Origin of the sequence: Pseudomonas svalbardensis (genome assembly GCF_030053115.1) — a bacterium.
Classification (GTDB): domain Bacteria; phylum Pseudomonadota; class Gammaproteobacteria; order Pseudomonadales; family Pseudomonadaceae; genus Aquipseudomonas; species Aquipseudomonas svalbardensis.
This window is the reverse complement of sequence record NZ_CP125619.1, coordinates 3,237,118-3,263,561: the sequence shown is the minus strand read 5'-3', so window position 1 is coordinate 3,263,561 and position 26,444 is coordinate 3,237,118. Positions and strand designations below refer to the sequence as shown.

The 26,444-nt window shown below is 56.8% G+C and carries 23 protein-coding genes and 3 pseudogenes; 10 read left to right on the top strand and 16 right to left on the bottom strand.

Going from position 1 to position 26,444, the window contains the following annotated elements:
- The first annotated feature begins 2 nt into the window (after nucleotides 1-2).
- Together QFX16_RS15100 and QFX16_RS15095 are read left to right on the top strand one after the other, a co-directional pair.
- Nucleotides 3-902: a LysR substrate-binding domain-containing protein gene (locus QFX16_RS15100; protein ID WP_283180298.1), complete on the top strand. Its 900-nt coding sequence runs from the start codon at nucleotides 3-5 to the stop codon at nucleotides 900-902.
- A 291-nt stretch (nucleotides 903-1,193) separates the two neighbouring features.
- The gene (locus QFX16_RS15095; RefSeq protein ID WP_283180297.1) at nucleotides 1,194-1,682 is read left to right on the top strand and encodes a PAAR domain-containing protein; all 489 of its coding nucleotides are present in this window, start codon (nucleotides 1,194-1,196) and stop codon (nucleotides 1,680-1,682) included.
- Nucleotides 1,683-1,781: 99 nt separating this feature from the next.
- Here the strand turns inward: QFX16_RS15095 and QFX16_RS15090 are convergent.
- Nucleotides 1,782-1,976: pseudogene (locus tag QFX16_RS15090) on the bottom strand (helix-turn-helix domain-containing protein); the annotation flags it as partial.
- Nucleotides 1,977-2,149: 173 nt separating this feature from the next.
- Between QFX16_RS15090 and QFX16_RS15085 the strand changes: the two are divergent.
- The 4 genes and pseudogenes from QFX16_RS15085 to QFX16_RS15070 all read left to right on the top strand — a co-directional run bounded on the left by QFX16_RS15085 (nucleotide 2,150) and on the right by QFX16_RS15070 (nucleotide 3,755).
- Nucleotides 2,150-2,815: a M24 family metallopeptidase gene (locus QFX16_RS15085; protein WP_283180296.1), complete on the top strand. Its 666-nt coding sequence runs from the start codon at nucleotides 2,150-2,152 to the stop codon at nucleotides 2,813-2,815.
- Between the two features lie 17 nt (nucleotides 2,816-2,832).
- Nucleotides 2,833-3,186 (top strand): gamma-glutamylcyclotransferase family protein, encoded by a 354-nt coding sequence (locus QFX16_RS15080; RefSeq protein WP_283180295.1) that lies wholly within the window; start codon nucleotides 2,833-2,835, stop codon nucleotides 3,184-3,186.
- Between the two features lie 104 nt (nucleotides 3,187-3,290).
- Nucleotides 3,291-3,551 (top strand): annotated as a pseudogene (locus tag QFX16_RS15075) (DNA polymerase V subunit UmuC); the annotation flags it as partial.
- 24 nt (nucleotides 3,552-3,575) lie between these two features.
- Nucleotides 3,576-3,755, top strand: coding sequence for a hypothetical protein (locus QFX16_RS15070; RefSeq protein WP_283180294.1), 180 nt, complete (start codon nucleotides 3,576-3,578; stop codon nucleotides 3,753-3,755).
- 7 nt (nucleotides 3,756-3,762) lie between these two features.
- Here the strand turns inward: QFX16_RS15070 and QFX16_RS15065 are convergent, their stop codons facing one another.
- The 8 genes from QFX16_RS15065 to QFX16_RS15030 form a co-directional block, all read right to left on the bottom strand.
- The gene (locus tag QFX16_RS15065; protein WP_283180293.1) at nucleotides 3,763-5,187 is read right to left on the bottom strand and encodes a gamma-aminobutyraldehyde dehydrogenase; all 1,425 of its coding nucleotides are present in this window, start codon (nucleotides 5,185-5,187) and stop codon (nucleotides 3,763-3,765) included.
- A 53-nt stretch (nucleotides 5,188-5,240) separates the two neighbouring features.
- On the bottom strand, nucleotides 5,241-6,770 hold the full coding sequence (locus QFX16_RS15060) for an APC family permease (protein WP_283180292.1): 1,530 nt from the start codon (nucleotides 6,768-6,770) through the stop codon (nucleotides 5,241-5,243).
- An 88-nt stretch (nucleotides 6,771-6,858) separates the two neighbouring features.
- A complete protein-coding gene (locus QFX16_RS15055) occupies nucleotides 6,859-7,899 on the bottom strand; it encodes a heme-dependent oxidative N-demethylase family protein (RefSeq protein WP_283180291.1) in 1,041 nt (346 codons plus the stop codon).
- Between the two features lie 17 nt (nucleotides 7,900-7,916).
- Nucleotides 7,917-8,885: a PDR/VanB family oxidoreductase gene (locus QFX16_RS15050; protein WP_283180290.1), complete on the bottom strand. Its 969-nt coding sequence runs from the start codon at nucleotides 8,883-8,885 to the stop codon at nucleotides 7,917-7,919.
- Nucleotides 8,882-9,484, bottom strand: a complete 603-nt coding sequence (locus tag QFX16_RS15045; protein WP_283180289.1) for a dimethylamine monooxygenase subunit DmmA family protein — start codon at nucleotides 9,482-9,484, stop codon at nucleotides 8,882-8,884. Before QFX16_RS15045 ends, QFX16_RS15050 begins: the two co-directional genes overlap by 4 nt.
- 244 nt (nucleotides 9,485-9,728) lie before the next feature.
- Nucleotides 9,729-11,165, bottom strand: coding sequence for a sigma-54 interaction domain-containing protein (locus QFX16_RS15040; protein WP_283180288.1), 1,437 nt, complete (start codon nucleotides 11,163-11,165; stop codon nucleotides 9,729-9,731).
- Nucleotides 11,162-12,292, bottom strand: coding sequence for a PAS domain-containing protein (locus QFX16_RS15035; RefSeq protein WP_283180287.1), 1,131 nt, complete (start codon nucleotides 12,290-12,292; stop codon nucleotides 11,162-11,164). Before QFX16_RS15035 ends, QFX16_RS15040 begins: the two co-directional genes overlap by 4 nt.
- Before the next feature lie 977 nt (nucleotides 12,293-13,269).
- Nucleotides 13,270-13,938: a polysaccharide lyase family 7 protein gene (locus QFX16_RS15030; protein ID WP_283180286.1), complete on the bottom strand. Its 669-nt coding sequence runs from the start codon at nucleotides 13,936-13,938 to the stop codon at nucleotides 13,270-13,272.
- A gap of 352 nt (nucleotides 13,939-14,290) precedes the next feature.
- Between QFX16_RS15030 and QFX16_RS15025 the strand changes: the two genes are divergently transcribed.
- Nucleotides 14,291-15,382 (top strand): DUF3616 domain-containing protein, encoded by a 1,092-nt coding sequence (locus QFX16_RS15025; RefSeq protein WP_283180285.1) that lies wholly within the window; start codon nucleotides 14,291-14,293, stop codon nucleotides 15,380-15,382.
- Between the two features lie 1,609 nt (nucleotides 15,383-16,991).
- Nucleotides 16,992-18,154: pseudogene (locus tag QFX16_RS15020) on the top strand (IS3 family transposase).
- Between the two features lie 582 nt (nucleotides 18,155-18,736).
- Here QFX16_RS15020 and QFX16_RS15015 read toward each other — a convergent pair.
- Together QFX16_RS15015 and QFX16_RS15010 are read right to left on the bottom strand one after the other, a co-directional pair.
- A complete protein-coding gene (locus QFX16_RS15015; protein WP_283180284.1) occupies nucleotides 18,737-19,870 on the bottom strand; it encodes an aminotransferase class V-fold PLP-dependent enzyme in 1,134 nt (377 codons plus the stop codon).
- A 326-nt stretch (nucleotides 19,871-20,196) separates the two neighbouring features.
- Nucleotides 20,197-20,847, bottom strand: a complete 651-nt coding sequence (locus QFX16_RS15010; protein ID WP_283180283.1) for a TetR/AcrR family transcriptional regulator — start codon at nucleotides 20,845-20,847, stop codon at nucleotides 20,197-20,199.
- Between the two features lie 105 nt (nucleotides 20,848-20,952).
- On the opposite strand from QFX16_RS15010, the gene QFX16_RS15005 reads away from it, so the two are divergent.
- Both QFX16_RS15005 and QFX16_RS15000 read left to right on the top strand, forming a co-directional pair.
- Entirely contained in the window at nucleotides 20,953-22,158 is a 1,206-nt protein-coding gene (locus QFX16_RS15005; RefSeq protein WP_283180282.1) for an MFS transporter, read from the top strand.
- Nucleotides 22,159-22,221: 63 nt separating this feature from the next.
- On the top strand, nucleotides 22,222-23,172 hold the full coding sequence (locus QFX16_RS15000; protein ID WP_283180281.1) for an alpha/beta fold hydrolase: 951 nt from the start codon (nucleotides 22,222-22,224) through the stop codon (nucleotides 23,170-23,172).
- 188 nt (nucleotides 23,173-23,360) lie between these two features.
- Here QFX16_RS15000 and QFX16_RS14995 read toward each other — a convergent pair whose 3' ends face one another.
- The 5 genes from QFX16_RS14995 to QFX16_RS14975 all read right to left on the bottom strand — a co-directional run bounded on the left by QFX16_RS14995 (nucleotide 23,361) and on the right by QFX16_RS14975 (nucleotide 26,399).
- The gene (locus tag QFX16_RS14995; RefSeq protein WP_283180280.1) at nucleotides 23,361-23,816 is read right to left on the bottom strand and encodes a hypothetical protein; all 456 of its coding nucleotides are present in this window, start codon (nucleotides 23,814-23,816) and stop codon (nucleotides 23,361-23,363) included.
- A gap of 177 nt (nucleotides 23,817-23,993) precedes the next feature.
- A complete protein-coding gene (locus QFX16_RS14990; RefSeq protein WP_283180279.1) occupies nucleotides 23,994-24,287 on the bottom strand; it encodes a phage major tail tube protein in 294 nt (97 codons plus the stop codon).
- A complete protein-coding gene (locus tag QFX16_RS14985) occupies nucleotides 24,288-24,674 on the bottom strand; it encodes a phage tail sheath C-terminal domain-containing protein (protein ID WP_283180278.1) in 387 nt (128 codons plus the stop codon). It abuts the gene before it with no gap.
- A 26-nt stretch (nucleotides 24,675-24,700) separates the two neighbouring features.
- Nucleotides 24,701-25,501, bottom strand: a complete 801-nt coding sequence (locus QFX16_RS14980; protein WP_283180277.1) for an endonuclease/exonuclease/phosphatase family protein — start codon at nucleotides 25,499-25,501, stop codon at nucleotides 24,701-24,703.
- Between the two features lie 139 nt (nucleotides 25,502-25,640).
- Complete coding sequence (locus QFX16_RS14975) at nucleotides 25,641-26,399, bottom strand: PIG-L deacetylase family protein (RefSeq protein ID WP_283180276.1); 759 nt, start codon at nucleotides 26,397-26,399, stop codon at nucleotides 25,641-25,643.
- Nucleotides 26,400-26,444 lie beyond the last annotated feature (45 nt).

Below are 26,444 nucleotides of genomic sequence, written 5' to 3'. Positions count from 1 at the left end.
TCATGGACCTGCGATTGCTGCGGTATTTCATGGCCCTTGCTGAAGAGCTACACTTTGGCCGGGCTGCTACGCGTTTGCACATCTGTCAGCCGCCGCTGAGCCAGCAGATTCGTCTACTGGAAGAGGAACTGGGTACGCCGCTGTTCGAGCGCAGCCATCACCGGGTCGAGCTGACGGCGGCCGGACAGATGCTCAAGGAACAGGCGCCGCTGGTGTTCGAACAACTGAACCGCGCCCTAGACCTGACTCGTCAGACCGGTCGTGGCCAGTTGGGCGAGCTGGAAATCGGCATGATCAGTTCGGTGATGGTGGGCGTGCTACCGCGGGCCTTACACCTCTTCCGCGAGCGCTATCCTCAGGTGTCCTGGCGGCTGCATGAAATGACGCCGGCGGCACAGGTCATGGCTTTGAAGGAGAAACGCATCGATGCCTGTGTGTTTCGGGTCGGCTATGACGATCCGCAGTTGCGCAATGAACTGCTGATCTACGAGCCGATTCGCGTGGTCATGCCGGTCGATCATCCCTTGGCACGGCGCGAAAGCCTGGCACCGGTGGACCTGGCACAGGAGCCTTTTGTGGCGCTGGAACTCAAGCAGTCGCGGTTTGCCGATTTTCTCTTTCAGTGCTGCATCAAGGCGGGGTTTACCCCACAAATCCGCCAGCAGGTGATAGAGGTTCAAACGCTGCTCAGCTTGGTGCGGGCGGGTTTCGGCGTGGCGTTACTGCCAGCGTCCATCGAGCAGATGGCGCCAGTCGGGCTGGTGTTTCGTCGCCTGACACCGGCATTGCCGGAAGTGCCGCTGTACGCCACTTACCGCGCGGACGATGACTCGCCGGTGCTCAAGCTGTTTCTTGATACGTTGCGCGAGTTAGTCGTCGAGGAAAGGGGTGGTCGAGCTTAAAAGATCGCACCAAGGAGCTGCCGAAGGCTGTTTGATCTTTTCGCTGTCGTGGCATAACCCCGATTTATAACCAGTGAAAATTTGCCGACTACAACGCACTCCTCAACATCCTGGATGCTCACACAAAGGGGATGCATTGGCACAAGAGTGAAGCCATAGGTGTAATGGCAACCCATGACACCGAAACAAGCAGTTGGGATCAAGTAAAATTATTCGACCCAGTCGATTGCCGTTGGTGCTTTGGAAGCACTGCCGGCTCTTATCAAATCCACGTCAATTAAGGAGCTTCATATGAGTGGTAAACCTGCAGCGCGGGTGTCTGACCCGACAGCTTGCCCACTACCGGGTCATGGCACGAACCCTATTACCGGCGGTTCGCCAGATGTATTTTTTGATGGCTTGAGCGCAGCCAGACAAACCGACCCCACAGCCTGTGGCAGTCAAATCGCGGACAACGTCATTACCAACGGCTTGCCGGCGGTCGTTGTTGGAAGCCTTGGTAATCATGGCAACGCAGTAATGGGCGGATCCGGAACCGTCATCATTGGCAACAGTGGCGGTGGTGCGACATTTACGCCGATTATCCCGATTTCATTTGGCTTCGATGAGCAATTTATCTTGCTCGATACTGAAGGTGAACCCGTGGCCGATTTTGCCTACAAGGTAACCACCGCTTCGGGAAAAGTTTTCAGAGGCGTGACGAACGAATTAGGAAATACCCAGCGCATACCAACCTCGATCATTGAAGAACTGCATCTGGAACCGGATGACCTCGCTTGACGCCAAACTTCTAAATCGACACTGAAGAATGCCAGTACTCACGAACAATCGAACAAGCTCAAATAATCAGCAAGGAAGCAGCCACCAAGTCACTGTCGTCGGCTCAACAAAACTCAGCAGTACTCGAGCGTATAGATTCTCTTTGCTTTGAAAGTAGTAATAGAGATTTACCTTAGGAATCCCGGCACGAGCCGCGATGTCACCAGTCTGGGTGGCGTCGAAACCAGTCACTGAAAACTCTTCGCTGGCCGCCTTCAGGATGAGGTGCTGATTCCGCTGGCGGATGCTGGTCACTACGGGCTTGAGAGAGTGATCCAGCGTGCTGCATTGATCACCGGTCTCGGTGCTAGAGATTGTCATAAGGTTGGGTTGAAGCCTGGGTCATGGCTTTATCTTTGATGTTGAGTATCACAATATATAAAACTATATAGCGCTTGGCCTGCGCTTTCTCACCAAGGGAATGAATGATGAGTACGGTCTTGAGCAGCAAAGAAGCGGTAGGTGAACGTTATGCGCTGGAATCGATGCGTCACGCACAGCAGATGACCTGGAAGGCCATCGATCAGATCGCCCGAGTCATCACGCCCGGCATGCGCGAATCCGAGGCTCAGTTGCGAGGCAAAGAGATCCTGGCGGCACTGGGTATGGATCGGACCTGGCACCCGCTGCTGATCCGCTTCGGCGGCAACACGCTCAAGACCTTCAAGCAGCGCTCAGATGGCAATCCAGAGCTGGGGGCCGACGACATTTTCTTCATCGACATGGGGGTGGTGTGGCAGGGGCATGAAGGTGATGCCGGCGCGACGTTCACCACGGGTTCCGATCCGGAAATGATCGCCTGTGCCGCGGCGGCCAAGGAGCTGTTCAATCGGGTCGAAAGCTTCTGGCGCAGTGAGCGGGTTTCGGGGGTGGCGCTTTACGACTTTGCAGCCGCTCAGGCGCTGGCCATGGGCTGGACGCTCAACCTCGACATCAAGGGGCACAGGGTCAGCGATTTTCCCCATGCGATTTACCGGGGCGGCGAACTCGGGGATCTTGATCAATATCCGAACACCGGCCTGTGGATTCTGGAAATCCAGCTTGCCCATCCCGAGCGTCCATTTGGCGCGTTTTATGAAGACTTGCTGATCTGAACAACTTAGGAGCTCCAATGACCCATGTAGCCGAGCAACCGGTGCTGTTGTTCTCCTATGGCACCCTGCAAGATCAAGCAGTCCAGCTGGCCACCTTCGGGCGTGAGTTGAAAGGGCGAGCTGATAGCCTGCCGGGGTACAAACAGAACTGGGTCGAAATCACCGATCCGGCAGTGCTGGCCGCGAGTGGGAAAACCCACCACCCCATAGTGCAAGAGAGCAGGGATCTGTCGGATGAAATCGCCGGCACTGTTTTTGAGATCACGGAGCAGGAGCTGTTCGCGGCCGATGAGTATGAAGTGGCCGACTATCGGCGGGTAGGGGTTGTGCTGAAGTCTGGAGCCAGTGCCTGGGTTTACGTGCAAGCCTGAATTCAACGACGCGTAAAGTGAAGAGGCGTTAGCGCTATGTTTGTTAGTACACAGCGCTAAGCTTAATGATGCTCTGATAGTCCCAACCAGAAAGTCAACAAAGGAAGTTGGCGAACCACACCGCAAAACGTCTGCAAGCTGAAACGGGTGGCGTGGTCGACATCTGTGATCCCTTCAAGCGCGACTGGGTGCTGCGCAACACGGATGTGTCTGAGGTATGGGGTGTGGGTCGACGCATGAAAATGCATTTTGATGCTTTGGGTATCAAAACCGCGATGGATCTGGCCAAGGCTGATTCGTGGATGCTGCGCAAGAAATTCAGTGTGCTGATTGAGAAGACGGCGAGGGAATTGGCGGGTACACCTTAATTCGTCAAGGAACCGGGCCGGATGATTAGCGTCCAGGCAATCATGCGGCCGTTTGTTCGGGTGAAACCGGAGCTGTCAGGGGATGCCGGTGGAGTAATTGGCGCTAACGTCGATCACTTTGACGATGGCCGCCTGGACGGTGAGCAAAAAATCGTAGGTGGTTCGGTCAAGAGCCGCGCCAAAAGCGACACGGCTCACTGAGTAGCAATCAGTGTTTGAACATCACATGCCGCACCACGGTGTAATCCTCCAGTCCGTACATGGACATGTCCTTGCCATAACCGGACAGTTTCTGACCGCCATGAGGCATTTCGCTGACCAGCATGAAGTGCGTATTCACCCAGGTGCAGCCGTACTGCAAGCGTGCGGACAAGCGATGTGCGCGACCGACGTCCGAGGTCCAGACCGATGACGCCAGGCCATAGTCGGAATCGTTGGCCCAGCTCAGTACCTGCGCTTCATCGATGAATTTGGTCACCGACACCACCGGCCCGAACACTTCGCGACGAACAATCTCGTCGTCCTGCTGAGCGTCGGCCAACACAGTTGGTTCGAAGAAGAAGCCATTGCCCTCAACAGCCTTGCCGCCCGTGATCAAACGGATGTGCGCTTGCGCCACGGCACGCTCGACAAACCCGGCCACGCGGTCGCGATGTTGCGCGGTGATCAACGGACCGAGCTCGGTCGACGGATCATCTTGCAAACCGTACTTGATGCTGCTGACCGCTTCGCCGAGTTTCTCGACGAACGTGTCGTAGATGCCTTCCTGCGCATAGATGCGGCAGGCGGCGGTACAGTCCTGGCCGGCATTGTAGAAGCCGAAGGTGCGAATGCCTTCCACGGCGGCGTCGATGTCGGCGTCGTCGAAGATGATCACCGGAGCCTTGCCGCCCAGTTCCATGTGCATGCGTTTGACGCTGTCGGCGGTGCTGGAAATGATGTTCGAACCGGTGGCAATCGAACCGGTCAACGAGACCATGCGCACTTTCGGGTGTGTGACCAATGGGCTACCAACCGTAGGACCACGACCGAACACCAGGTTAAGCACGCCGGCCGGGAAAATCTCCGACGCCAGTTCCACCAGACGCAGCGCGGTCAGCGGGGTTTGTTCCGACGGCTTGAGCACCACGGTATTACCCGCTGCGAGGGCCGGGGCGATTTTCCAGGCGACCATCATCAGCGGGTAGTTCCACGGTGCGATGGACGCGATCACGCCAACCGGGTCGCGACGGATCATCGAGGTGTGGCCGTGCAGGTATTCACCGCCCGCCGAACCACTCATGCAACGGCTGGCGCCGGCGAAGAAACGGAACACGTCGGCAATTGCCGGGATCTCGTCGTTCAGTGCAGCGCTGTAAGGCTTGCCGCAGTTGTCCGATTCCAGTTTGGCCAGCTCTTCGCCGTGTGCTTCGATGGCGTCGGCGAGTTTGAGCAGCAGCAGCGAGCGTTCTTTCGGTGTGGTTTGCGACCAGCCTTCAAAGGCGCTGTCGGCGGCCCGCACGGCGGCATCGACCTGGGCTTCACTGGCTTCGTTGATTTCCACCAACACACGACCGAGGGCCGGGTTGAACACCGGTTGTGCGGGGCCTTCGCCATCGATCAGTTGGCCATTGATCAGCAGTTTGGTTTGCATGACTGTTCCTCTTTTTTTATAGGCCAGGGAAGTGAAACTTCCCTGGCACTTTGTCAGCGCTGTTGTACCGGCAAGCCCGAATTATCAACGGGTTTGGCAAGCGGCTTGGAGAGCTTCCAGGCATCGCCCGCAGGGGCCGTACCTTTGTCATAAGGCTTGCCGAGCAGCATGTAAACCAGGCCGGCTCCCATCACCACCAGAGTCGTCAGGATCATCGAATAGTTGATGTACCAAGGCGCATCCGGTGATCGCGGCCAGACCATGTTGACGATGGCGCAAACGCCATAGACCAGTGCGGCCAGGTTCACCCAAAGCCCCCAGGCGCCGAGCGTGAATTGGCCATTCGGGCGCCAACCCTTGGCGCGAGCGATTAATGCCGCGACGACGATCAACTGGAACGCGACGTAGATACCAATCGCCGCGAAACCGACGATGGTCGCCACGGCATCGGCCATGAACATTCCCAGGCAGACAATCGCTGCGGGCACCAGTCCACTGATGAGCAACGCGAACGACGGTACGTGGTTGCCCGACAGTCGCTTGAGCAGCGAGCTACCGACGATCATTTCGTCTCGGGCATAAGCGAACAACAGACGGCTGGCCGCTGCCTGCAGGCTCAAGACGCAAGAGATAAAGGACACCATCACCACCGCCATGACCAGTCGCGAACCAACCGGGCCAAAGGCGTTAGCCAGGATGGTAGCTACCGGGTCGGTATCTTCACCGGCCAGCACCTTGGCCATGTCCGGAACCGAAAGAATTAGCGCGAGGCAGGCGAACATCGCTGCTGCGCCGCCGATATAGATGGTCATGCGCATGGCTTTTGGAATGCGCTTGCCCGGGTTCGGGGTTTCTTCGGCGACATCGCCGCAGGCCTCGAAGCCGTAGTACTGGAACAGACCCGCTAGGGATGCCGCGAGGAACGCCGGCAAGTACGAGCCGTTGACTTCAAGGTTGAAGGTGTCGAACAGCACGCTAAATGGCTGATGACGCTCGAAGATCAGCAGGTAACCACCAACGAGAACTGCCCCGACCAGCTCGCAGAGGAAGCCGAACATTGCGACTCGTGCCAGCAGTTTGGTGCCCACCAGATTAAGGCAGGTCGAGAGCAGGATGATCGTCAGGGCAATATAGATATTGGCCTCGGGACCGGGATTGAAGCCCAGCATAATCGCCAGATAGGGCCCCGCACCGACCGCTACTCCGGCGATGGTTGCGCACAAGGCCCACGCATAGACCCAGCCGACCATCCATGCCCAGCGCTTGCCTACCAAACGACGGGCCCAAGGATAGACACCGCCCGAGATTGGGAACTGGGAAACAATTTCACCAAAAATCAGGCACACCAACAGTTGGCCGGCACCGATCAGCAGGTAGGACCAGAACATCGGCGGGCCGCCCGCGGCCAGACACAAACCGAACAAGGTGTAGACACCGACGACCGGCGACAGGTAGGTGAAGCCTAGGGAAAAGTTCTCCCACAGACTCATGCTTCTATTGAAATCCGAACTGTAGCCGAGGGCGCGGAGTTGTTCCGCATCCTGATCGGCGACGCTTGCACGCGCGTTGGATAAGCCACTCATTTTATTTCCTCATTATCAATGGCAGTTGATTGCAGTACTGGCGGGTTGTCCCGCTTATTTGAGTTTCTTGTTGTAGTGAATGTCAGACTCAAGCCTGTTTTTTGGTCTCGCTGTCGCGGCCGTCGTCGTACTTGGAGAGCCATTCGACGGCGGCATCGCGGTAGCGGCTGAAACCTTTGTAATCGACCAGTTGCTGGTTCAAATCTCGCAGGACCCGGTGCATGCGTCGGGCCCACGCCGGATTGGTGGCGATGTCTTCGAGGCTGAGCAGGTAAGTGCGAATCGGAAAGACGATGGCGTTACTGCGCGGCAGGCGATGTAGCGGCTGCAACTCGATACGCAGGTAGACCAGCTTGCCGGCGTTTTCCGCAGTTACGATGGTGCGGTCCGGTGCCCATTCCGGCAGACTTTCGGCCGAGACTTCGAGGCGCGGATTGACGGTCAGCGACCAGTTCAAACGACGCACCGGGTGGCCGGTGCGCAGACGCAGCAAAAACTTCAGCGCGCGGTCGAGCATGCCGATTTCCTTCACCAACGGCACCGGCCCATGGAACTCTTCCCAGCTCATGCCGAGGTTGAAACGCAGGGAATAATCGGCGCGCTGGGTAGCGATCCCGGCACCCCAGTACAGCGTGCCGTCGCGTTCTTCTTGCAGCACCCAATCGCCCTGGGCCTGACGGGTCACGTATTCCATTGGCTCGTAGGGCAGGGTAGTCGGATCGCCGAAAGTAAAGTGGTCGTCGATGTCCAGCAGACGGTTGGTCCAATGCCACTGCCGACCTTCACGCGCCAGGCTGAAGTACTGCGGATAGTCCCGGGCATAGGACTCCATGATCAACTCAAGCAGGTCCCATTGTGCCTCCATCATGTGCGGCGCCGAGATGTAGTGCATACCCGGATCTTTCTCCAGGGTGATCGCGCGGTCCCGGCACTCGCTGATGTAGTGTTCATCGATATCGAAGGCGGCGCGAAACGCACCGTCGCCGACCGAGACATGCGGCTCGAGGTTCATCGAGTACATGTAGTCGTCATCAGGGAACGGGAAGGGTGCGCGGGCGATAGTCTCCGGGCTGTTAGCGAAGGTGTAGTCGTCGCGGTAGGTTTCGTCGGGATTGAATTTGATATTCATTGTTATGTCTCCGTCGATCAGAGGTCGATGACCAGGCGATTGCACTTGGCGCGGGATACGCAGGGCATGATTTTCTTGCGGCTGGTTTTGTCTTCGTCGGACAGCCAGTCATCGGTGTGCAGCAGCTCGCCGTCGAGTTCCAATACCTCGGTTTCACAGTGACCACAGGCGCCGCCACGACACAGGTAGGGCATGGAGTAGCCAGCGGCTTCCACCGCTTCGAGCATGGTCTGGTCCGGCGAAACTTCGATCGTCGCGCCGCTGCGGCCGAGGGTGAAACTGAAGGCTTCGCCGCCGCTGCTTTGTTCAAGGAAGCGTTCGAAGTGCACATGGCTGTCGGTCCATCCAAGGTCGCGGGCACAGGTCAGGGTGGCGTCGATCATGCTGTCTGGACCGCACGCGTAAACGTGGCTGCCCAGCGGGCGGCCGGTGAGGATTCGGCGAATCTCCATGCGCGACTCAATGCCTTTGCGGTACAGGTGAACCTGCTCGCCGTAGATGGCCTGCAACTCTTTGCCGAGCTGGGCGTGCTCTTCGCCGCGCACCGCGTAATGCAGCTCGAAGGGCACCTTGCTCAGGCGCAACTCTTCCAGTTGGGAAATGACCGGCGTGATGCCGACCCCACCGGCGATGAACAGGTGCAGGCGCGCCTGTTTGATCAGCGGGAAGAGGTTGGCCGGTGGCGTGACCTCGATCAGATCGCCCTCACTGACGTTGTCGTGCAGCAAGACCGAACCGCCGCGACCGCTTTCTACGCGGCGCACGGCAATCTGATAGCTGCTGGTGTCGTAGGGCGAACTCAATAGCGAATAGGGATTGCGCAAGGTGTTGTTCTGATTGGCGATCAGCACCACAACGTGACTGCCGCCGGAGAACGCCGGCAGATGCGCGCCGGTCGGCGAGACCAGGGTGAAGCGTTTGATTTCCGGGGTTACCGATTCGATTCGGTCCACGCGCAGATTCAACGTCCCATTGTTCTGGCTCATGTGTCGAGCTCCTCGGCTTCAGGCAATTCACCCGGGACTTCGGCATCGGCTTTGACCGCCTGGAAGGCTGCCAGCCCCTGGGAATAGTGATCGCGAACCACCAGCGTTATGCCGCAACCGGGGCAGTCGTAGACGCGTTGGGTGACGTTTTCGGTGTAGCTGTCGCAGTGCACGCACCAGACGCGACGGACCAGCGTTCCAGAGTGCTCGCGAAGCACCTCGTCGCGATTCAGGTCGAAATGCGTGGCCACTTGCATGGCACTACCGAGGAAACTTTCAGAACCTGCGAGGTAAAGACGAGTGCCCATGCGCGCTTCGCCGAGTAGGGTCTTCAGCTCGTCGATCAGCGCCTGGTTAGAGGTATGCACGTGCAATGGGTGTTCGGTGTGCTGATGCAGTTGGTCCAGGAAGTCCTGGCCGGAAAACGACTCCTGGGAGTACAGCAAGGTGATCGGTCGATTCAGGCCAGCCATATCACCCAGCAAGCGCAACATTGCGCGCCCGCCGCTGCCTTGCCCAGCAATGATGTGCCGGATACCTCCCGGCAGCGGTTGCAACCGGTCGTAGATCGGTCGACTTTTGATCCCGGTGATCAACATTTTTATTGTTCCTCCTGACTACCGGCTCGGCTGATGGAAGCCGGCTCTGATGCAAAGCCCAACGATGATGGGGTGCAGATAGCAGGAGCACAGGTCGTGCCAAATATTCAACTAGTTGAATTTAAAGGTTTTTATACAATTGTTGGCGTAAGGTGCAGGCAAAAATAGCCACGGTTGTAGGCGTTTTTGCAGCGCTTTATGCGAAAAGAAGGGGGGGGTGGACACATCCCTGTGCCGGGGTAATTTAGTCGCGTTGAAGCTTGCGGATCAGCGTACCGATGTCGATGCCCAGGTGCTGCGCGGCTTTGCGCTTGCTGCCACATAGATGTACGGCCCTGAGGATGACCTGGCGTTCGAAATGCTGGACTTGAAGCTTGAGATTCCGTTCCGGATTGTCCTCCGGTTCATCGTCCGTAACCGAGGGTTTCAAACGTTCCTGAGGGCGCACCGGCTCGAGCAATTCAGCCGGCAAATGATGCTCCTGCGCTTCATCGTCGGCGAGGACGGCCAACCGTTCAAAGATGTTTACCAGCTCGCGGATATTGCCCGGAAAATCATAGTCCATCAGCCGCTTCCGGCAGCCCGCAGACAGACTCAGTGAGGGCTCGCGATCGCCATTGATGCGGCTCAACAGGATGTCGATGAGAAATGGCAAGTCATCCCGGTGCTGGCGCAACGGTGGGATTTCTACCGGCAGGACGGCGAGGCGATAGTAGAGATCGGCGCGAAACTCACCAATGCTCACCAGGTGACGCAGGTCCTTGTTGGTGGCCGCAATGACTTGCACCTGTACCGTTTTGCTCAGGGGCGATCCGACAGACTGGATAGTACTGTCCTCAAGGAATTTCAGCAGCTTGGCCTGGACATGTAGAGGGATTTCTCCGATTTCATCGAGGAACAACGTCCCGCCCGAAGCCGCCTCGATATAGCCTTGCTTGCCGCCCTGCAGTGCGCCGGTAAAGGCGCCACGCTCATAGCCGAACATCTCCGACTCGAACAGGCTCTCCGGAATGCTCCCGCAGTTAACGTGAATAAATGGGCGATCACCCCAGCCGGCCGCACGGTGGATATGCTGGGCAATGGCGGTCTTGCCGACGCCAGGCTCGCCAAGCAGTAACAACCGAGCGCGACGTCGGAAGGCGCGCACGCCGGTGTCGGCGATGCTCGATAGCTGAGGTGATAGGTGTAGGGCACTGTCTTGGGGATCGCGCAGACCTTGCGGCTCCACGGGCCGGTTGCCGAGCGACGCTCGACGCTGCGGCTGACTGCCGTCGAAGTCTTTCTGAGTCAACATCCTGAACGGTTTTTCGTAGGCGCCAGTGGGGATGGCGTGGGTGCTGCTGAGCAGAGCCCGGCCTTCCCGTGAGCGGGTCAAGGCGCTGTTACCGCCGCGACTCAGTGCTGCCTGCAAGTCGTCGTAATTCAATGCCGAGCGTTGGTAAAACTCACTGTCGGACAGCCCGACGGCTTGGTGTTTGGAAAGTCGATTAATGCGCTCGGCGGCCAGATTGAGAAAACGCACCCGGCCTTCACCATCCGTCACGATCAGCGCTTCACTGAAGCTGTCGAGTAAGGCGTGCAGCGCGGGTGTTTCGAGCAATGCGCCGAGAACTTCGCTGCTGACATTTACTGACGAACGCATGCCCATCTGTAGCGTGGGTGGCAGGTTCTTGTCTTTCATGGGTGCAACTCTTGCGCACGGCGCACGCCCTGACTTTCGCGAAACACCGCGACCCGCCAGGCCACGCCTTCACGAATCAGGATGCGCGAACAATGCACATTGAAGTTCAAGTCTCGCCCGCTCAAATCAGGCAGCGGCAGGCTGTGCCAGGTGCGCTCGGGCAGGGCGTTATCCAGCAGCAGTCGAGCGATACCGGCGCCATGGGTAATGCCAAAGGTCTCTTCGAAGGCTGCGTTGCGCCATTGTGGTTGCAGATGTTCGTCGATCACTAGCACCGCATCCGGCACCGCATCGAAGACCCGGCGCAAGGCATCGATGCGCTGCTCGGCGTCGTGCTGCATGCGCAATTCCTGGCTGACGTCGCGAATGCTGCCCCACATGCGCAGTAGATGCCCGTTTACGATGGTTGCGCGTACATCGTTCTCGACGTAGGCCGGTGAACCATCGTGACGCCGATCCACCGAGAGTGCGCAGTCGACGCTGAAACCGGCTTCGATCAAGCGCCGCACGAATTCCTCGTTGGCCGGGCTGCGAGGCCAGTAAAGGCGAACCGGTTGTTGGTTGAAATCGACATTCGATGGCATCTCATACACGTCGGCCATGGCCCGGTTGCACAGGCGCCAGTGGGAGTCGTTTTCGAATACCTGGCGGACGATTTCATCCGGCGAAGTATTGATGTCCACCGCCTCGGCGAACTCGATGCACCAGTAGGCGACCTTTGCGCTCTGCAGCATCTGGCTCATTACTTCATTGGCGTTTTGCATTTCCCGCAGCCGATGGCCCAGCGACCCAAGCGGAATCTTCAGTAGGTGCAGGCGCGCCGGTTGAACTGAACGCCACTCCATAAGGCCGCAGGCGACCACTTGCAGCAGACCGCCGTTGTGGCGAATCAGGGTCAGCTCCAGGCTGTGGACTTGTTCGTCGGCAGGAGGATTGGCGAACAGCAACTGCAAGGCACGCACTGACTCGACGCTGTAGATACGTTCGATCGGCTGATTCTGCAGCTCATCTGGCGCATAACCCAATTGATCGCTCAGGCTGGCGGACAGACTGACGAGTTGCCCGTCAGCACTTACCGTGCTTGAAAGGGGCTGGACTTTGTTGGTCAGTAAATTCAGGGTATCCATCGATGTTTAGGCTCGATTTGGCTTATGGGTACCTGGTTGAACACTCAGGCAAGTAAAGCTGGGCATATCGCATGCCAACTAAAAGGCTTGTAAACATTGAAGTTTAGGGCTTGTGCGTGAATGATCGCTGTGATGTTGCAGCGTAATGTGCATTTTTGCAGCGCTTGGAGAGTCAGCTTAGTTCTATTTATGGCCGTACTCTACGTCCGCTGCCCACCGGTACCCGATGGCGCAAATCTGCGCCATCGGTATGACGAGGTGACGAAAACGCCACACTGTGTTGTTTTCGATCACTCACTGTAGGCGGTGTGGCGTGCGAAACAGGCAGGAACTGTCTGGGCTCACCGTCCATAGTCAACGTAGGGGCCCAGGTAGAAACCTTGCATATCCCCGCTGATTCGATAATGGCGGGTCGGGGACGGTGATAATCGGCGATACCCATACACCCTGCGAGTTTGTTCCTCCCACGCCGTTAGTGGGTTACGCGCGCTGGATCGGCTTCAGAATCCCTGCTGAAGAAGGCTATGAGGGCTTAGCGTCCGTGAAGGTTGGTATCAATACCCTGAGCCTTGATCTTCGCAAACTAGACGCTTTTGGCCGATAGCTGCAAATCGCGAAATGGTGCAATCGACCGACGCCCTTAAGGTTAGTTAACTCAATCCAGCACCGGGCGCAGGAATCTTCTCTGGGTAGCCTCCGCCACCAATCTGATGCATTCCTCGTCCCGCTCGCCTTCTTTGCGATAGTGAACGTGATCGCACCATGTAAGGATGCATGCCGCCACCTTCGACACCCGCCTGAGATAGCAGCGTATCTCACTGTATGCGCGCGCAATGGTTTTGAAAGTCGAGGGCATCTGCCGTCCGCGCGGTTGAGTTCACTGACAGCTAGCCACTTGGTAGCCGATCGACGAGGAAATCCACTAAAGCCTTCACCCTTCGGATCGGCGTGCCAACGGTAGTGACCTAAAGAAGCGACTAAATGTTGTGTTGGATCTCCAGCATCCTGAACGTCACTTTTCCGCCCTCGGTGGGATAGCCGGTGTTGTCCTGCACATACGCACCCGCTTTGAAATACAGTGGTTTGGTCTTCCAGCTCGGGTCGATGGTGGTTCTCCAGTTGTATCCTGCTGCGCTGATGCCCAGCGCGCCCTTCGGGCTGAGGTGGATCTGGTAGGAAAAGTTGCGGTCGAGCGGCACACCCGTCGCAATGGTAATGACCTGGCCCTCTACATCGTCGGGGCGCATGCGCACCTTGGCGACAATGTTTCCCGTCGAAGCCGACGTTTTGTATTGGTACTCCAGCTTCACCATGGGGCTGTTGCTGTCCTTGTTGTGAATCTGACCAATCACGATCTTACCGGTGCTGGGCACCTGATTGACGGCCAGACTCGCCCGCAGAATGTTATCCGCCGCTGAATATTGCCAGTTGCGCAGCGTTCCATCGCTATAGGTTTCCCGCAACTCGCTGCGCGGGTAAATAGCGTTGGCCGTCCTGGAACCGGTCACAGGTGCCCAGAAGGAAAGGGTAGCGGCTTCAGAACTGAAATACTGGTGCTTGAAGCCTTGCGCCAATCGAGGCGTTTCTATGGTGGCCGGTGGGCTGCCTTCAGGGATGCTCAAATTCCAGGTGGCGAGGTCGATCATGTCAATAATCCTGTATGCGGTGAATGTTGCGGCCACAGTTGCGCTCGAACCGACGCTATTGAGCTGTGTCAATTGGTTCTGCTGATTAGGAAATCCGTATGGCGGTAGATTGACGTCAAATGTTCGTCGAGGTGGTTATTGCAGGCTTTGTGCCTGCGAGGGTCACCGTTAGTCGGCTATTTTTGGAGTTGATGGAACTAATCCGGGTTGCTTAGCAGCTGCAGCGAAGGGACCTAAGCCTTCAGCGGTGGACGGGTCGGCTAGGACGAGTGCATGCTCTGGACGAAGAGCACGCGCAGAATTCGGTTCTGAGTAACCGGCGCGCAGCGCCATAAAGACAGGGAGACCGCTCATGAGCCACCGAAGCAATTTTGCGCTATTGAGCTTTGATCCGGCGTTTGCGTCGTTGCGCGATGGCCTTTCGGTCGTTCAGCAGATTGACGACACACTCTGGGTGGCGAACGACGAAACCACGAGCCTGGAACGCCTGAAAATCCAGGATGCTGCGCCCGGCGGCGTCGTAAGGTGCGACGAGCACCAATCGTTTCCGCTCCTGGAATATCTGGATCTGCCCCTACCGAAACAAGACGCCGAGATCGATATCGAGGGCTTGGCCTATGTCCATGACAGTGGTTACCTCTGGGTGGTGGGCTCCCATAGCCTGAAGCGCAAGAAGTCCGAGGCCGGCACTTCTGCACAGAAGAATATCAAGCGCCTGTCGACGGTAGAGGCGGACGGCAATCGTTTTCTGCTGGCCCGCATCCCTGTGGTGCAGCAGAACGACAGCTATGTACTCACCAGGAAAGTGGATGCCGATGGACGTACAGCGGCGCAGCTGCAGGGCAACGAAGTCGGTAACGACCTGACCGCGGCCATTGCTGAAGATCCTCAGCTACGCGACTTCCTGCGTATCCCGGGTAAGGACAACGGCTTCGATATCGAAGGGTTGGTGATGATCGGATCGCGCCTTCTGCTGGGGCTGCGTGGACCGGTTCTACGCGGCTGGGCCGTGTTGTTGGAGATCGAACCCGAGCTGAACGACTCCTCGTCTGACACGCTGGTGCTGAAGACGATCGGTCGGGATGGGCGCCGCTACCGCAAGCACTTCTTCGCGCTCAATGGCCTGGGCTTGCGTGACCTGTGCACCCGCGGTGACGATCTGCTGATCCTGGCGGGCCCCACCATGGAGCAGGACGGTCCGGTAACGGTCTTCCGCTGGCGCGGCGGTTTCGCGTCCGACGAGGAAAGCGTGGTCTTCACCGATCAATTGGAGAAGGTGCTGGAGGTGCCTTTCGGGCAAGGCAACGATCACGCTGAGGGCATGTGTCTGTTCCAATCGGGCGAGCAGCCTGGGGAGGTTCTGATGATCGTCTACGACGCTGCGGCGGAGAGTCGTAAACACGGCGATACGGATGTGGAAGGGGACCTGTTCATCCTGGATTAGCGACGCACATCGACGTCAACGCGGCCTGTAGATCAGGTTTGCCTGGACTGCTGGTCGCCACCCTCGGACTTGCATCACTCGCCCTGCAGTTCGAGTCGGTCTTCATCGCGGTGAAATGGCTCAGCGTTGCCTTTATCCTGTTCATCGCCTGGTACTTATGGTCAAAGAACACCGAACAAATGCAGGCGCCTCCAAAGCGCTCAGCAGGCCGGGCCTTTATTGGTACCCGGAGAGTGTTTGCACGTTGATAGTTTGAAAACGATTGCTGCGCATGTCCTTGGGTCGGTCGCCTTAGATGCTCCCGGGGAGTCCTGTAGCGGATACCCATCGAGCGGGTCTGCTGTTGGTATCACGATCGTCCTAGGCGCCGGGAACGTCCGTTCATTGATTAAAATCGTGGAGACCTGCGGATTCTGTGGCCTGCACGGCATCTTTGTTCCAGCAGAGGTCTAGGGAATGTCCGCTCATTTCGTCAAAACGGCACGCCGGGAATGTCCGCTCAAATGGTTAAATTGCGCCAACCTTATGATTTATAAAACTTTTAATAACGTCATTTCAAATACGATCGTGAGCCAACATTATCGGTCGGGAAAGTGCGCTGATTTCGTTAAACGCAAAGGGGCGCTGGGAAGTCCGCTGATTAAAGCAAAAAAGCCTAGGCGCCCGATTTTATTGGCCTGCAGGGTACTTTGTTCAAAATCCTGCTCGGGAATGTCCGCTGATTAAAGCAAATCTCGGCGCGTTCCGACGTAGCTTCAAGGTGGGGCCCATTCTGACGCGATCGCTGGCTGGTAGCATTTGCCATCGTTCTAGGTTAGGTCAAACGCTTGATCTGCGGGGCTTCCAGGAGATTCGGTACCAGCTTGCCATCGCTAAGTAACCGGCCATTACCAGGACGCAAGCTTCAGGAATGCCCGCTCATTTCGTCATAGAAAAGCAGCACTGGGAAGGTCCGCTCAATGCGTTAAAAAATCCCATTAGCCATTGATTTCATTGAGTTTTAACCTACGGGAACGCTAGACATAATGTTGAATGAGTCCGCTCATTTACGAAAACTCGGAGAAGCTGTTCCCGAAAGCCAAAAAGATAAAAATCTATGAATATCAGTAGGTTATAAAACGTGGCAAGGATCAAGGTGTCCGCTGATATCGTTAAAAAAGTGATGGACCGACAGGGTCGTAGCGAATGAATACTCAGACGAATCAATGGGTTAAGAGACTAAGGAGGCCGTTTACGCTGATTTCGCGATTGGAGCAGGGATTGCTGTTTCCTCAAACCTACGAAGCCCTGCTAACAGTTTGAATTACATAGCTTCGAAAACTGAACTTTACAAAACACCGATTTCCCATGCATTAAATTTCGTAGTTTTATGAAACCATTAAAAAATAAATCTATAAAAAACAATCATCTACAATCCTGCGAAATTTACCTCGCAGTTTCTTAATATAGTGCTAAACCTGTAGTGTCCATCCTCCCTCTGAGACGGCACTCATGATCTACCTAGGTGCTTTGGTCATCCACGCTAATGATCCGGAACTGCGCTTGTGTAGTGGTCTAATGAAACCGGACACCCATTTAGGCGAGAATGCTCGCCAGATCGAGGTGTCAGATGACCAAACAACGCCGTTCCTTTTCTGCTGAATTCAAACGCGAGGCTGCCGACCTCGTGCTCAAGCAAAACTACAGCTACATCGAAGCCAGCCGTTCACTCGGCGTCGGCGAGTCGGCAGTACGCCGTTGGGTCGACCAGGTTCAGCAGGAGTGCAAAGGCGTTACCCCGCAGAGCAAAGCGCTGACACCGGAACAGCAGAAAATCCAGGAGCTGGAAGCCCGGATCGCCCGGCTTGAACGGGAAAAATCGATATTAAAAAAGGCTACCGAGCTCTTGATGTCGGAAGATCACGAGCGTACGCGCTGATCAATCAGCTGAGCGTCCATGAGCCGGTTGATTGGCTATGCGACGTATTTAAAATCAACCCCTCAAGTTACTACGCCCACCGCCTAAAGCGCCGAACGCCGGATGTCGAACGACTTCGGTTGCGCAGCCGGGTGAGCGAGTTGTTTTCACAAAGTCGCAGTGCTGCCGGCAGCCGTAGCATCCTCTCGTTGATGCGTGATGATGGTGAGCAACTCGGTCGGTTCAAAGTGCGCAGCTTGATGCGTGAGCTTGACCTCGTCAGCAAACAGCCAGGTTCTCATGCCTGTAAACGAGCGACGGTTGAACGGTTGGATATCCCGAACATCTTGAATCGGGAGTTCGATGTCTAGGCACCCAACCAGGTGTGGTGCGGCGACATCACCTACATTTGGGCCCAAGGGAAATGGCACTATCTGGCTGTCGTACTGGATCTTTGCGTGTGCCGAGTGGTGGGCTGGGCATTGTCGGAAAAGCCGGACGCTGAGCTGGTTATCAAGGCGCTGGATATGGCCTACGAACAACGTGGAAGGACTCAGGGCCTGCTGTTTCACTCGGATCAAGGGTCGCAGTATGCGAGTCGTTTATTTCGCCAGCGGCTGTGGCGTTATCGCATGTGTCAGAGCATGAGTCGTCGGGGGAATTGCTGGGACAACGCGCCGATGGAGCGCGTGTTCCGCAGCTTGAAAACTGAATGGATACCGACCAAAGGCTACAGAACTGCTCAAGAAGCCCAACGCGATATCAGCCATTTCTTGATGCATCGGTACAACTGGATTCGGCCCCATCAATTCAACGATGGGCTGGCGCCAGCTCGGGCCGAAGAAAAACTTAACGTCGTGTCCGGAATTAGTTGACCACTACAAGTCTATTGATCTACATGAAAATCATGTTCAGCCTGGCTCGCCCCGAAGGGTTGCTTGTGCTTGGGCACCTATTTTCCATGCCCAGCATGTTGGTGGGCACAGGAGTGTCAGCTTGGCTATTGAGGTACCGCGTGAAAGCAAGCTTGTCATGGCTTGTTGCAAGCATTGCATTTCTGGGAGCAACCATTGGCTTCATGATCGCCCAGATGATCCTGTGCTCCACTTTGATGTATTGCGGTGCCCTGTCTTTTGGAGTGAGAGGTTGACGGAATGGCGCGTCTGCTTTTGGCCGATTTCTGCCTGTCGCCATCGTCAGCTTTGGGTCGATCCAAGTCATACAGCCGCCAATCATCCGCCCCGTGAAAGGTTTCGTTGGAAACCTTTTCTGATAACGCTGAAGGGCGCACGTGTCAGTAAGACGCGTGCACGTGCTTTCCCTTATGGTTCTAACATGACGTCCGGGCGACCAGCGTCATATTCGTCGGAGATCAGCGCCATGGGCCGGCAGTGCCCAGGGCAGGATGCCTTCCTAGAATTCACAAGTTCGGTATGTGCTGCGGGCAAGATGAGGGCTTAGTTAACCATCACCTCGTCCAGTGCCTGCTCGAGGGTGCTGACCGTGCGCTCGATATTGTGCAGCTTTTCGAGTCCGAACAGACCGATGCGGAAGGTCTGGAAGTCGGCCGGCTCGTCGCATTGCAACGGCACTCCGGCGGCGATCTGTAGGCCGTGGTTGGCAAATTTCTTACCGCTCTTGATGTCGGCATCATCGGTGTAGCTCACCACTACGCCAGGGGCCTGAAAGCCGGCTGCGGCCACGCTTTTGATGCCTTTGCCAGTCAACATTGCGCGCACCCGATCGCCCAGAGCCTGTTGTTCGCCGCGGACCTTGTCGAAACCGTAGGCTTGCGTCTCTTTCATCACTTCGTTAAATCGCGCGAGGGAATCGCTGGGCATGGTCGCATGGTAGGCATGTCCGCCCTGTTCGTAGGCCTGCATGATCTGAAGCCACTTTTTCAGGTCGCAGGCGAAGCTGCTGCTATGCGTCTGTTCGATGCGATCGAGGGCCAAAGAACTGAGCATCACCAGGGCGCAGCAAGGGGAGGCGCTCCAGCCTTTCTGCGGTGCGCTGATCAGCAGGTCGACTGCGCATTTCTGCATATCAACCCAAAGCGTGCCTGAGGCGATGCAGTCCAGCACGAACAGGCCACCCACCGCATGCACGGCGTCGCCGACGGCCCGCAGGTACTCGTCGGGCAGGATAATCCCTGATGAGGTTTCAACGTGGGGGGCGAACACAATCTGCGGCTTCTGCGCCTGAATGGCTGCCAGCACCTCGTCCAGAGGGGGTGGGGCGTAGGCAGCCTGGCGACCAGTGTCGACCGGTCGGGCTTTCAGCACCGTGGTGGCCGCCGGGATGTTGCCCATCTCAAGGATCTGGCTCCAGCGATAACTGAACCAGCCGTTGCGTATCACCAGGCATTGCTGGTCGGTGGCAAACTGTCGCGCCACCGCTTCCATGCCGAATGTGCCGCTGCCCGGGACCACCGCAACAGCCTGGGCGTTGTAGACCTGTTTCAGGGTCCTGGAAATGTTCTTCATCACGCCTTGAAATGACTGCGACATGTGGTTGAGCGAGCGGTCGGTGTAGACCACTGAGTACTCAACCAGCCCCTCGGGATCGATACTGGGATATAGCTTTGACATGGGGTGACTCCTTGGCAGAGATCTCAGTGGTATCGACCCTGCCCTAAGCCTTGGCAAATGACAAGATTGCTCGGGATTGAATTACGACTTCTGTCGAGCGGCTGGCATCATCAGGTCGATTACTGGACGTAGCAATGCTCGCAGGTGGCTGCTGAGTTGTGGGAGGGTGGGCCTTAAAGGTTCCTACCTCCTTACGTTCGGTCGATAACGACCAGTTACGAAGGGCAGCAGCCGACCCAAAGCGGACATTCTTCAGGTACAACACGCTCATCAACAGCCAAAGAGCTGTCGATACTGATGCGCTTACTGGGAACAGGGTTCGCTGTTTACTCCCGTTTAGGGATTGCCTTAATAATCGCCGGACGACCGATACACGACGCATCCCATACCGTCATGATTTGCGTCACCGCGTCGTTTATCTGTTTGAGGGGCACACCGTCTCGGGCCAGTACCGAAATCCCCAGGAGAAAGCTGTCAAACACCGTGGCCAATGCCTCGGGCACAACCGTGGTTGGCAGCTCCCCGGATGCGATAGCGCGCTCGACACACGCCACCATCCCTGCACGGTTCAAGGATCTTGCGTCAGCCAGCGGCTGGGAGATGGCTTTGCTTTCATCCGTGCAGGCACTCAGCAGACCCAGCGCCACCAGGCATCCTGCTGGGTGGTCGGGCTCACACTGCATTTTCGCGGAGCGCCGCAGCGTAAGTTCGACCGACTCTCTCGGGGGGAGCGTGGTGTCAAACAGGCTATCGGTCACCCGGCCGTGGGTGTTCAGGTAACGTTCCATCACTTCATTGAACAGCGCCTGCTTTGAGCCGAATGCAGCGTAGAAGCTGGGTGCGGTGATGCCGCCGCCGATATTTGCCTTGAGCTGGCTGAGTGATGTTGCGTCATAGCCGTGCTCCCAGAACAAATGCATCGCCTGAGTAATTGCCACGCCACGGTCAAAGGTGCGTGGACGTCCCATCTGTGCCATGTGAACCTCCTTTCGATCACTTAAATACTAATCGATATATAAGTCGTTGACTAGATCGCGGCACACCCCCATATTATACCGATCGGTATATATATGAGGTGGCAAATGACTATAGATGAACGACAGAGCGGAAAGCTTCCGCTTGGAGCCCTGCTTGCACTGGCGATGACGGGTTTCATTTGCATTGTCACTGAGACCTTGCCAGCAGGTTTGCTACCTGAAATCGGCAGTGGCCTGGGTGTCTCTGCGTCTCTGGCCGGACAGATGGTGACTGTCTATGCGTTGGGGTCATTGCTGGCGGCAATCCCGCTGACCATTGCCACGCAAAGCTGGCGCCGCAGGACGGTACTGCTGGTGACGATTGTCGGCTTCCTGGTGTTCAACTCCCTCACGGCGCTGTCTTCCGATTACTGGCTGACGCTGATTGCACGGTTTTTCGCCGGGGTTTCAGCGGGATTGGCCTGGAGCCTTATCGCGGGCTATGCACGGCGCATGGTCGCCCCTCATTTGCAGGGGCGCGCATTGGCGGTGGCGATGGTGGGTACGCCCATCGCGCTGTCGTTGGGTGTGCCGATGGGAACCTGGCTGGGTGGATTCATGGGCTGGCGCATGGCCTTTGGATTGATGTCCGGCATGACCCTGATATTGATCGTTTGGGTGCTGATCAAAGTGCCGGATTACCCAGGCCAATCATCCTCACAGCGCATGCCGTTACGTCAGGTATTTTTCACCCCAGGCGTCCGTTCGGTATTGGCGGTCGTCTTCACCTGGATGCTGGCCCACAACATTCTTTACACCTATGTCGCGCCTTTCGTTTCCAAGGCTGGGCTGAACAGTGACGTCGATTTGGTATTGCTCACATTTGGTGTCGCTGCGCTGGCCAGCATCTGGCTCACGGGCCGACTGGTCGACCGGCACCTGCGAACAACCGTGCTGGCCAGCCTTGCAACATTCGCAGCGGTTTCGATTTTCCTCGGAGTGTTCTCAGGCTCCGCCACAGCCATTTACGTAGGTGTCTTCATTTGGGGGCTGACCTTTGGTGGCGCGGCCACCCTGCTGCAAACAGCACTCGCCGACGCCGCAGGCAAGGGCTCTGACGTTGCGCTCTCCATGAACGTAGTGGTCTGGAACAGCGCTATTGCTGGCGGTGGACTGCTGGGTGGCGTGTTACTCGGCCAATGGGGAACGAATGCATTTCCTAGCGTGTTGCTGGCGTTGCTATTGATCAGCTTGGCCATTGCATTTCGGGCACGGGCGCATGGTTTTCCACAAGGTCAACGGCACACTACCCAAGCGATCCACAGTCATTGATCGGGGGATAGCACGCCTTCGCATGGTCGTAATTTTCAGTCATAACTCGATGGGAGAAATAAAATGAAACAGCGCATTAGATCGACCCTCGCCGCAATCGCAATCACCCTGGCTTTGCCATGCTTGGCACAAGCGGCAGAGTTTCCTGTTCCAGCGGGATTCAAGAGTGAATTCAAAACCATAGACGGCGTGAAGCTCCACTATGTGAAGGGCGGTTCCGGGCCTTTGGTTTACCTGGTCCACGGATTTGGTCAAGCCTGGTATGAGTGGCACAGCTTGATGCCCGAACTCGCGAAGACTCACACCGTAGTTGCGGTGGATTTACCGGGCCTGGGCGAGTCGGAACCGCCCAAGACCAGTTACACCGGCACTGACGTCTCGAAATATCTGTTCGCCCTCGCGACACAGCTAAGCGGGAACCAGCCGTTTGACTTGGTTGCGCACGACATCGGTATCTGGAACACCTATCCCATGGCAGTAACCCACCAAAGCCAGATAAGGAAACTGGTGTACATGGAGGCACCGATTCCCGACAAGCGCATTTACGATTTCCCGGCATTCTCACCACAGGGTGAGTCGCTGGTCTGGCATTTCAGCTTCTTCGCCGCTGGCAACCAATTGGCCGAAAAGTTGATCACAGGGCATGAGAAATTGTTCCTCTCGCACTTCATCAAAGAACACGCGACCAACAAGGATGTCTTTACGCCTGAGCTGCTCGATCTTTACGCCAAGTCATACGCCAAGCCCCATACGCTGAACGCGTCGTTCGAATACTACCGAGCGCTTAACCAATCGGTCACTGAAAACGTCGAGCTGGCAAAGACTCCCCTGAACATGCCCGTGCTGGCAATCGGCGGTGGAGGGCACGGCGGGATGGGGCAATTTCAAGTGGATCAAATGAAAGAATACGCGACCAATGTAGAAGGCCAGGTCTTGCCCAATTGTGGGCACTGGTTGCCGGAGGAGTGCTCCGCTGAAATGAATCCTCTGGTGGTCAAATTCTTGAATAACTGACGGATGTTCTTGATGCGTAAGGTGGCTGCTATTTGAAACGCGGGGGCCACCGGTGTGAACCGCGGTCGGGGCTTGGCGCATGTCCGCTTTTGGCCGATTTCTGCCTATCACGACTGACCGAAATCGACCAAAAGCGGCGGTCGACGGACACAATCGGCCTGCTTTAGCAGCGCAGGTTGAGTTGCCTTCTAGAAAGCAGCCGCATCGTTGATAGCTGCCTCATAGGCATGCTTCTCAAATGTGAAGGGGCCGACTCCTTCAATGATTTGAGGTTCTTCATAGCCGTTCTCGTAAGCAAAGGAATCCCACGTGAAACAGTCATCGTTTTGGCGAACAGATACTGCGTAGGCGCCACACCCGATGTCACCGCACTCGGGGCAGATGTAAAGGAGTATCCGACCGCTTTCTATTTCAGCGGGCTCGCGTAATAGCAGACGAAAATTAGATTGTTTGTTTTGCTCTAGGAAGCCCTTAACGAAACAACCCATAAAGTCGGAATGTCCACCAGCAGCAATAACGATAGCATTGAGCAACGAACGTTCGTTTATCAGAAAATCGGAGGAGCATCGTTCGGCCACGGTGTAGCCATTTGAGGCGCTTCCCGGACGAAACAACTCTTGAAATGTGAGGGTACTGGCTTCCATACCTGCGAACCACTTTATGCACTGAATTGGCGTGGAATTACATACAACATCGTGGGTTGGTACAAGCCACATTTCATCCGCCGACTGACCGCTTTTGGCCGTTCTCTGCCGATCATGGTTACAAAGCGTGCTGGCCAAATCCGATGCAATCTGGTCAGAACGAATGCAAATGACTGGTCAGGTGGAATGCAAACGGATGGGCAAGTGGAGTGCAATTTCGCATTGGTGGGTTAGCGCAGACATGGTGTTTAGCAGGACGTTGATGTGAGGTCGCCCCCCCTCATCGACAGCATGGCGCAACTTGTCGATGCCATCCGGCAGCTCGATCAACCCGGCCATACCCAACCCTTGAAAGTCGCTCATCACGGTTTTGATGGTGCCCAGGTCAATCTCTTCACACTTGCCAAAGAAGCTGGTGCCATCCAGATACACGTTGGCGTTGGAGATCCGGTGTGCGCTAAAGCCTGCCATTTATGCGTTCCCCAGGTTAACCAGGTATTCCCCGGTGATTTCGGTTTCAAAGGTGCCGCGTTCAAACGGCAGCGGCACGGTGAGTTTGTAGTTGAACAGTGCGTGGTCCTGTCCTAGTTCGGTTTGTGGGTTGCGGGCCGGGTCGTACCAGCATTCACCGCCGAGTAAGGCGCCGTCGCCGATGAGTTTGCGCAGGAACAGGTTGACGCTTTCGGTGATGCTGGTGATGAGTGAAGTGGTGATGGGCTGGTTGACAAATTGCAGCACGCTGTAGCGGATGGATTCGTCGACGACGTCTTTGGTGCGCCGCACGTTTTCGAAGTTGCGTATGTGGGTGACGCTGGGCCAGGCGCGCGGTGCGGTTGCCCCATAGGCGCAGGCCGGCACAGTATTCTACGAAGCTATTGGGCGTTTCAAAGATGCACTTCCACCGCCAACGGCAAATGATCCGACAAGTGCGTCCAGGGCTTGTGCCCCAGTATTCGCGGCTCATGACTGCTGGCATTGCGCAGATAAATCCGGTCCAGACGCAGCAGCGGAAAGCGTGCCGGATAGGTTTTCGCCGGGCGACCGTGGTGACGCTCGAAGGCTTCATGCAGATAGTCGCGTCGGGCGAGGGCGGTGTTGCCTTGCAACTGCCAGTCGTTGAAGTCGCCGGCGATAATCACCGGCGCATCGTCGGGCAAGGATTCGAGCAGTTGGCAGAGTAGCTGGAGCTGCAACTGGCGATGGCTTTCCAGCAGACTCAAGTGAACGCAGATCGCATGGACTTCGGTGTGGCCCGGTACATCCAGCACGCAATGCAGCAACCCGCGCCGTTCGGGGCCGGTGATCGAGACGTCGAGGTTGCGGTGTTCGCGGATCGGGTATTTCGATAACAGGGCATTGCCGTGGTGACCGTTGGGGTAGACCGCGTTGCGACCGTAGGCGAAGTCGCTCCACATGCTGTCGGCCAGGAACTCGTACTGTGAGGTCTGCGGCCAATCGTTGTAGCGAGTGGAATGGCGGTCGTGTTCACCGACGACTTCCTGCAGGAACACCAGGTCCGCCGATGTACTGCGTACCGCTTCACGCAGTTCCGGGAGAATGAAACGTCGGTTGAGTGCGGTAAAACCCTTGTGGGTGTTGACCGTCAGTACTCTCAGTCGATGAATCGCCGGGGGCGTGTTCAATGGAGATGATTCGGCGGCCTGCCACTTGGAATCACTGGTCACGTTCACTCCTCTGAATCAGGACTGGTTATGTATGCGACTGATGCAGCGACGGGCAGTTCAGAGTGATTCGTCGTAACAACCGTTCACCGAAAACTGTAGCAGCAGCCTCGCAAGCTCGGCAGCTGCTACCAGCGCTACGTCAGACAAACACAATTTCATAAGGCAACCGTATCCGCTCCAGAAGCACCGGGGGCAGCAGCGGGGCGAGGCCGATGGCTGGCTCGCCGTCGAGCTGGCTGGCATAGGCGTGGGTGGCGTGGCTTTTGCGTGCGACGGTCCAGGTGTCCAAGCGAACCTTGCGCGCGCGATGCCACGGTATTAGCCCTCGATCACGCGTTGGCCAGTGCCAGGCCCAGACCGGTACTTCGTTGAACGCCGCCCCGACCATGGCCGCGGCCTTGACGCTGGCCCGGCCGACGGCGTCGTGGTCGACAATGCCATCCTCGCGCCAGGTGCTGAACACCACATCCCCGGGGCGTAAATAACGGGCAATGAACTGAGTCATCTGACATTCCCGTTCGGCCAGGGCGTTGTCGGTGAAGCCGCCACGAATCCATTTGAGGCTGTGCATCGGCAGCCCGAGCCGACGCAAGGCTTCGAGGCTTTCCTGGGGGCGGAACACGCTCAAGCGTTTCTCCGACCACTGTTGCGAGCCCGGATGGCTGGCGCTGCCGTCGGTAATCGAGATTAACTGGAGCGGATGTCCCTGGGCGCTGAGCAGCTGCAGCAAGCCGCCGCAGGTCACGACTTCATCGCCAGGGTGTGGGGCAATCACTACAGCGCGTGCGCCGGCGGGGACCAGGGTCTGAGTGCTGATGACAGGAATGTTGTCCAGTTGCGGGGCGCTGTTCCAGATTTGTACTGGCAGGCTGCTTTCACTGATGGAAACCGATTTCATGGCTACGTCCTTGTTCTCGTTGATAGCAGTGTGCAGCGCTCCAAA

Coding starts and splice junctions, on each gene's coding strand:
- QFX16_RS15100 (WP_283180298.1), top strand. CDS start 3: ATGGACCTGCGATTGCTGCGGTATTTCATGGCCCTTGCTGAAGAGCTA.
- QFX16_RS15095 (WP_283180297.1), top strand. CDS start 1,194: ATGAGTGGTAAACCTGCAGCGCGGGTGTCTGACCCGACAGCTTGCCCA.
- QFX16_RS15085 (WP_283180296.1), top strand. CDS start 2,150: ATGAGTACGGTCTTGAGCAGCAAAGAAGCGGTAGGTGAACGTTATGCG.
- QFX16_RS15080 (WP_283180295.1), top strand. CDS start 2,833: ATGACCCATGTAGCCGAGCAACCGGTGCTGTTGTTCTCCTATGGCACC.
- QFX16_RS15070 (WP_283180294.1), top strand. CDS start 3,576: ATGATTAGCGTCCAGGCAATCATGCGGCCGTTTGTTCGGGTGAAACCG.
- QFX16_RS15065 (WP_283180293.1), bottom strand. CDS start 5,187: ATGCAAACCAAACTGCTGATCAATGGCCAACTGATCGATGGCGAAGGC.
- QFX16_RS15060 (WP_283180292.1), bottom strand. CDS start 6,770: ATGAGTGGCTTATCCAACGCGCGTGCAAGCGTCGCCGATCAGGATGCG.
- QFX16_RS15055 (WP_283180291.1), bottom strand. CDS start 7,899: ATGAATATCAAATTCAATCCCGACGAAACCTACCGCGACGACTACACC.
- QFX16_RS15050 (WP_283180290.1), bottom strand. CDS start 8,885: ATGAGCCAGAACAATGGGACGTTGAATCTGCGCGTGGACCGAATCGAA.
- QFX16_RS15045 (WP_283180289.1), bottom strand. CDS start 9,484: ATGTTGATCACCGGGATCAAAAGTCGACCGATCTACGACCGGTTGCAA.
- QFX16_RS15040 (WP_283180288.1), bottom strand. CDS start 11,165: ATGAAAGACAAGAACCTGCCACCCACGCTACAGATGGGCATGCGTTCG.
- QFX16_RS15035 (WP_283180287.1), bottom strand. CDS start 12,292: ATGGATACCCTGAATTTACTGACCAACAAAGTCCAGCCCCTTTCAAGC.
- QFX16_RS15030 (WP_283180286.1), bottom strand. CDS start 13,938: ATGATCGACCTCGCCACCTGGAATTTGAGCATCCCTGAAGGCAGCCCA.
- QFX16_RS15025 (WP_283180285.1), top strand. CDS start 14,291: ATGAGCCACCGAAGCAATTTTGCGCTATTGAGCTTTGATCCGGCGTTT.
- QFX16_RS15015 (WP_283180284.1), bottom strand. CDS start 19,870: ATGTCAAAGCTATATCCCAGTATCGATCCCGAGGGGCTGGTTGAGTAC.
- QFX16_RS15010 (WP_283180283.1), bottom strand. CDS start 20,847: ATGGCACAGATGGGACGTCCACGCACCTTTGACCGTGGCGTGGCAATT.
- QFX16_RS15005 (WP_283180282.1), top strand. CDS start 20,953: ATGACTATAGATGAACGACAGAGCGGAAAGCTTCCGCTTGGAGCCCTG.
- QFX16_RS15000 (WP_283180281.1), top strand. CDS start 22,222: ATGAAACAGCGCATTAGATCGACCCTCGCCGCAATCGCAATCACCCTG.
- QFX16_RS14995 (WP_283180280.1), bottom strand. CDS start 23,816: ATGGAAGCCAGTACCCTCACATTTCAAGAGTTGTTTCGTCCGGGAAGC.
- QFX16_RS14990 (WP_283180279.1), bottom strand. CDS start 24,287: ATGGCAGGCTTTAGCGCACACCGGATCTCCAACGCCAACGTGTATCTG.
- QFX16_RS14975 (WP_283180276.1), bottom strand. CDS start 26,399: ATGAAATCGGTTTCCATCAGTGAAAGCAGCCTGCCAGTACAAATCTGG.